At 45.1% G+C, this 6,039-nt stretch carries 5 protein-coding genes; 3 read left to right on the top strand and 2 right to left on the bottom strand.

The window, feature by feature from the left end; all coding sequences use genetic code 11:
• Window positions 1–243 precede the first annotated feature (243 nt).
• Together ACFE93_RS23545 and ACFE93_RS23540 are read right to left on the bottom strand one after the other, a co-directional pair.
• Entirely contained in the window at window positions 244–2,142 is a 1,899-nt protein-coding gene (locus ACFE93_RS23545; RefSeq protein WP_375476776.1) for a transketolase, read from the bottom strand.
• Between the two features lie 125 nt (window positions 2,143–2,267).
• Window positions 2,268–2,498 (bottom strand): hypothetical protein, encoded by a 231-nt coding sequence (locus ACFE93_RS23540; RefSeq protein WP_375476774.1) that lies wholly within the window; start codon window positions 2,496–2,498, stop codon window positions 2,268–2,270.
• Window positions 2,499–2,599: 101 nt separating this feature from the next.
• On the opposite strand from ACFE93_RS23540, the gene ACFE93_RS23535 reads away from it, so the two are divergent.
• The 3 genes from ACFE93_RS23535 to ACFE93_RS23525 all read left to right on the top strand — a co-directional run bounded on the left by ACFE93_RS23535 (window position 2,600) and on the right by ACFE93_RS23525 (window position 6,033).
• Window positions 2,600–3,961: an ABC transporter substrate-binding protein gene (locus tag ACFE93_RS23535; RefSeq protein ID WP_375476772.1), complete on the top strand. Its 1,362-nt coding sequence runs from the start codon at window positions 2,600–2,602 to the stop codon at window positions 3,959–3,961.
• A 272-nt stretch (window positions 3,962–4,233) separates the two neighbouring features.
• Entirely contained in the window at window positions 4,234–5,145 is a 912-nt protein-coding gene (locus tag ACFE93_RS23530; RefSeq protein WP_104907272.1) for a carbohydrate ABC transporter permease, read from the top strand.
• Between the two features lie 3 nt (window positions 5,146–5,148).
• The gene (locus tag ACFE93_RS23525; RefSeq protein ID WP_375476770.1) at window positions 5,149–6,033 is read left to right on the top strand and encodes a carbohydrate ABC transporter permease; all 885 of its coding nucleotides are present in this window, start codon (window positions 5,149–5,151) and stop codon (window positions 6,031–6,033) included.
• The last annotated feature ends 6 nt before the right edge of the window (window positions 6,034–6,039 follow it).

The raw sequence follows: 6,039 nt of genomic DNA, 5'->3' as shown, positions 1-6,039 counted from the left end.
AATAAACGGCTGCCCGAATTCAATAAACGGCTGCCCGAATTCAATAAACGACTGCCCGAATTCAATAAACGACTGCCCGAATTTAATAAACGACACTCCGAATTCTATGAACATGCCTTTGACATTTGGGCTTCTGCCTTAACTTGACACCAATGACATCTTGTCGTCCTTTCTGGGCAGGCAAGATGCCTACCCCACAATGGAATCAAGGTTTAAAAAAATTAAGTTGTCTACGGCGTTACCTCACTTCGTTGATACCCAAGCAGGTTGTTTAACAAGCGATCGCACAGCCTCGACAATAGAAGAAGCGTCAATTTTCGCTGCATGAAGTAGCTCTTCTGGAGTACCAGATCCAGGCAGATCCCGTACTGCCAGTTTGATTAAGTTTAGTGGCAATCCACCAGAGGTAGGAGCAGCATCTGTACCCACAAAAGCATCAAGGACAGCAGCTCCCAGTCCACCCTCGTGCCAATGGTCTTCGACTACAACGAGTTTGCCCTGGGTATCACGGGCAGCCTGATGCAGGGTTGTAGCATCAATTGGTTTGACTGAATAAGCATCGATAACGCGTACCGTAATCCCTTCCTGCTTGAGCTGCTGATATGCTTTAAGAGCTTCATGTACCGTAATACCTGCTGCAATCACTGCTGCTTGATCCTGCTCAGAACTACGGATGACCTTGCTGCCACCAATTGAAAAATCTTCCTCAGCTTTATAGAGAACAGGTGTGCTTTCACGGGTTGTGCGTAGGTAGACAATACCATCACAATCGACCATTTGGGCGACAAGTTTAGCGGTTTGATTGGCATCACTAGGGTAAAGCACAGTGCTGCCGTACACCGCTCTCAAAGAAGCTAAGTCTTCCAGTGCCATTTGTGAAGGGCCATCCTCACCAATTGAAATTCCTGCATGAGAACCAACAAGTTTAATATTGGCGCGAGAAATGGCAGCCATCCGCACAAAATCATAAGCACGACTTAAGAATGCCGCAAAACTGGAAGCAAAGGGCTTATACTGCCGCACTTGTAACCCCACTGCTGCGGCAACCAATTGCTGCTCGGCAATGTACATCTCAAAATAGCGCTCAGGATAAGCTTTGGCAAACTCCTCGGCGTAGGTGGAGTTGCTCACCTCACCATCTAAGGCAACTACATCTGGTCGAGACGCTCCGAGAGCTTTTAAGGTATCCCCATAAGCTTTACGGGTCGCCACTTTTTCTTCCAATTGATAGCTAGGAAGCTGGAGAGCTTGAATTTGCCCAATTGCAGTTTTTTGGATTTGTAAATTAGGTTTTGAAACGGCAATGGTAATCTGACGTTCACCACCTAGTTCTTCGATCGCTGCTTTTGCTTGGTCAGGTTTCAAGGCTTTTCCATGCCAACCGCCAACATCTTCTAAATCTGCAACACCCTTGCCCTTCTTTGTCCGAGCCACAATCAGTGTCGGACAGTTGGGGTTATCGATAGCTGCTGCATAAGCTTCGTCAATTTCTTCTAGGTTGTGACCGTCGATTTCAATTGCCTTCCAGCCGAAAGCAAGAGCGCGATCGCAATATATTTGGGTGTTCCAGCCTAACATTGTTTCACCTCGCTGTCCCAAACGGTTGACATCGAGGATGGCAATTAGATTTGCCAGTTTGTAGTGACTAGCGTGTTCAAAGGCTTCCCAAATAGAACCTTCCGCCATTTCACTATCCCCTAACAAAACCCAGGTGTGGTAAGGCAGCTTGTCTAAATACTCTCCAGCTAAAGCAATACCAACAGCGATCGGCAGTCCTTGTCCCAATGAACCCGTTGCTACATCTACCCAAGGTAATGCTGGGGTTGGATGCCCTTCTAGGCGACTACCAAACTTGCGCAGGGACATCAATTCGCGATCGTCAATTACTCCCGCCGCTCGATAAATTGAGTACAACAGCGGTGATGCGTGTCCTTTTGAGAAGATCAGGTGGTCATTGTTAGGGGAGTGCGGATTGCTGAAGTCGTAACGCAGATGCTTGGCAAGTAACACTGCCATCAGGTCAGCAGCTGACATTGAGGAGGTGGGATGACCAGATCCGGCTGCGGTGGTAGCACGAATACTATCAATCCGCAGTTGTTGCGCCAATTCATGCCATGCTTGCAATTGTTCAAGGGTAGCCATGATCGCTCTCTTCCATGTATAGGAACTAAGGACAGCACTCACATCCTAGTCAACAAGAACAATCGTTTACTCTAACAAATGACAGAGTTAACAGGCAGAAATTTATCAGCTATCAAGCTCTATGTTTAGGTACTTGCAAAGAAAAATATCTTTTCCCTACTTGCTGCTGCCGATTTTTCAACTAGTAGGCCACGGCGTAAATAGAGCAACCATTTAAAATCCCTAAAAAACCCATTCCATAATACTTTTGACTTTTGACTTTTGACTTTTGACTTCCGCCTTGCGGTACTAGAGCCTTTGCCATCAATGACTAATACTACCGAACCTTCAAATAAGCCATTGCGAAGTGCATTCAAAACTCAAGGATTTTGATAAAAAATAATACAAAATAATCTTTTTTTAGATATTTTATGTTCTTATTTCTTAATAATTACCACTAGCGATCGCTACATTGATAATGTTGTACCGAAAGCCAATTCACAAGTTACAAAAATTCATCCAAAAACAAAGTTATTTGCATATAGGGGTTTTCCTGGCAACTCTCTTGAGCATTATATTTTTCAGTTGGGTAGCACTCTCGCAGCAACCAGTTACCCTGAATATATTAATGACTGCTCCTGATGCCGAACCTTGGAGGCAGGGTTTAATTAGAGACTTCGAGGCTGAGAACCCTGGTATTCGCATTAACCTAGTTGAAGGGCCCAATGCCACAAATTTGCTCGAAGACCTGTATACCTCATCTTTTATCTTGGGTGAATCCCCTTATGACCTGATCAATATGGATGTGATCTGGACATCCAAGTTTGCTGCTGCTGGATGGTTGCTACCCTTAGGCGATCGCATTTCTAAAAAAGAGTTGGCAGCATTTTCACCCCAGGATGTAGAAGGGGGACGTTACCAAAACAAGCTTTACCGCATTCCAGTGCGTTCCGACGTGGGAATGCTCTACTACCGGGAAGATTTAATTAAACAAGCAGGGTTGAAACCGCCAGAAACCTTTGATGATTTGATTAGAATTTCCCAAATTTTGCAGAAGAAAAACCAAGTAAATTGGGGCTATCTTTGGCAAGGTCGGCAATATGAAGGACTTGTGGCGATGTTTGCGGAAGTCCTCGATGGCTTTGGTGGCTTCTGGGTTAATCCCAAGACGCTCGAAGTTGGACTAGATCGACCAGAAACATTACAAGCGATTGAGTTTCTGCGTAGTACCGTTAAAGAAGGCATTTCTCCTCCTGGAGTCACGACTTATCAGGAAGAAGACACCCGACGCTTGTTTCAAAGTGGTCAAGTAGCGTTTTTACGCAGTTGGCCCTATGCGTGGCCTTTAGCCCAGGCAGAAAATTCGCCAATCCGGGGCAAAATTGCGATTAAACCGATGGTTCACGCTCCTGGTAAGACGGGAGCGGCTTGTTTAGGGGGCTGGGGTTTAGGGATTGCGAAATCTTCTCAACATCCAGAAGAAGCTTGGAAAGCAATTCAGTATTTTACCAGTCGGGAAGCACAGCGCCGATTCATTTTCAATGCAGGCTATGTGCCAAGTCGCCGGGATTTGTTTACAGACCCAGAAATTGTTGCTAAATACCCCCACTATCCGCAGTTATTGAAGGTCGTGGACAATGCAGTTTTACGTCCGCCGATCGCACAATATCCTCAGACATCAGATATTTTGCAGCGTTATCTCAGCGCCGCCTTATCCGGTCGGATGAATCCTGAACGAGCAATGAAAGCTGCTGCTGCTGAAACGCGCCGACTGCTGGCGGCAGGGAGCAGGGGAGCAGGGGAGCAGGGGAGCAGAGGAGCAGGGGGAGTTAGAAATTAAAGCATTGGCTTAAAGACTCGTTCATCCACCTCGGATACTCATTCATCCACCTCAAAGACTCATTAATGGAGTTCAAAGACTCTTTAATGGAGTTCAAAGACTCATTAATGGAGTTCAAAGACTCTTTAATGGAGTTCAAAGACTCTTTAATGGAGTTCAAAGACTCATTAAAGGAGTTCAAAGCCTCATTAATGGAGTTCAAAGACTCTTTAATGGAGTTCAAAGACTCTTTAATGGAGTTCAAAACCCCAATCCCCAATCCCTTATAACAAATGACAAATTTACATACACTCAAAAGTCGAGAACAACAGACAGCCTGGATCTTACTAACACCCGCATTGCTGCTGTTGTTGTTTGTATTTGCCTACCCAATTTTACGAGCATTTTGGTTAAGCGTATTTACTAAAAATTTGGCAACAGAGCTACAACCTGTATTCTCTGGTTTAGAGAATTATGTGCGGATGGCGGGTGATGGTCGTTTTTGGCAGAGTTTGTGGGCGACAACCGTATTCACAACAGCATCAGTAATCTCAGAACTACTGCTAGGATTAGGGATTGCCTTAGTTCTTAATCAGGCGTTTTTTGGGCGGGGCATAGTGCGTACAACTGCAATTATCCCTTGGGCTTTGCCTACTGCTTTGATTGGTCTGGCGTGGTCTTGGATTTTTAACGACCAGTTTGGGGTTGTGAACGATATTTTGCAACGGTTGGGGCTGATTAAGACTGGGATTAATTGGTTAGGAGATCCAACGCTGGCGATGATCGCAGTGGTTTTTGCTGATGTTTGGAAAACTACGCCGTTTATCAGTATCCTGTTGCTAGCTGGGTTGCAGTCGATATCAAAAGACCTCTATGAAGCTTACTCAGTTGATGGAGCAACTGCTTGGCAAAGTTTCCGCAATATTACCCTGCCATTGCTGCTGCCGCAAATCTTAATTGCAGTCCTATTTCGGTTTGCTCAAGCTTTTGGGATTTTCGATTTGATTGCTGTGATGACTGGGGGTGGGCCTGGTGGCGCGACGGAAGTGGTGTCATTGTATATTTATTCTACGGTGATGCGCTACTTAGATTTTGGTTATGGAGCAGCCCTTGTAGTAGTGACATTTTTAATATTGATTGCGGCGGTGGCGATCGCTAGTTTCTTGCTGAACAAATACCGTGCCAAAACATCAGGAGCCATTTAAGCCATGAGTGTAACTCCACAAGCAGTTCCAACGACTCCAAAACGAACAGAGGGAACCAAGTTTTCTCTGAAAAAAATCTTGCTGTTCATCATAGTTGTATTAATACTGCTATTTAGCCTCGCGCCAGCTCTATGGCAATTGCTGACCTCGTTTAAAGTAAATGACGATATTGCCGCCGTTCCGACTGTCTATTTCCCCACACGATTCACTTTCAATCACTACATTGAGTTATTCACCCGTCGTCCATTTTGGCGCTACATCTTTAACAGTGCCTTTGTGTCGATTACTTCCACAGCTGTAGCTTTAGCGATCGGCGCACCTGCGGCTTATGCTTTGGCACGGTTACGCCCCTGGGGTGAAAAAGTTATCCTCGCCAGCATTCTGATTGTTACCTTATTTCCTGGAATTCTGTTGTTCTTAGGATTGTTAGAAATTATCCAGGCGCTGAAATTGGGCAACAATTATCTGGCGCTGATTATACCCTATACTGCCATCAATTTGCCGCTAACAATTTTAGTACTTAAAAGCTTTTTTGAACAATTGCCAAAAGATTTGGAAGATTCTGCTAGGGTCGATGGCTACAACACCTTTCAACTACTATGGCAAATCGTGCTACCCATGACCCTTCCCGCTTTAGTGACTACTGGAATCCTCACCTTTATTTTTGCTTGGAACGAGTTTATTTTCGCTTTAACGTTTATGACTCGTGAAGAGTTGAAGACAATTCCCGTTGCTGCTGCTCAGTTGGGTGGTGCGACAATATATGAAATTCCCTATGGCCCGATCGCTGCTGCTACTGTCATCGGGACATTACCCTTAATTTTACTAGTTTTGTTTTTCCAGCGCCGGATTGTCCAAGGTCTTACCGCTGGTGCTGTTAAAGGATAAAAATCA

Source organism: uncultured Nostoc sp. (assembly GCF_964247315.1).
Lineage (GTDB): Bacteria > Cyanobacteriota > Cyanobacteriia > Cyanobacteriales > Nostocaceae > Nostoc.
Note: the sequence above shows the minus strand (reverse complement) of the source record. Positions and strands in the feature narration are given on the sequence as shown.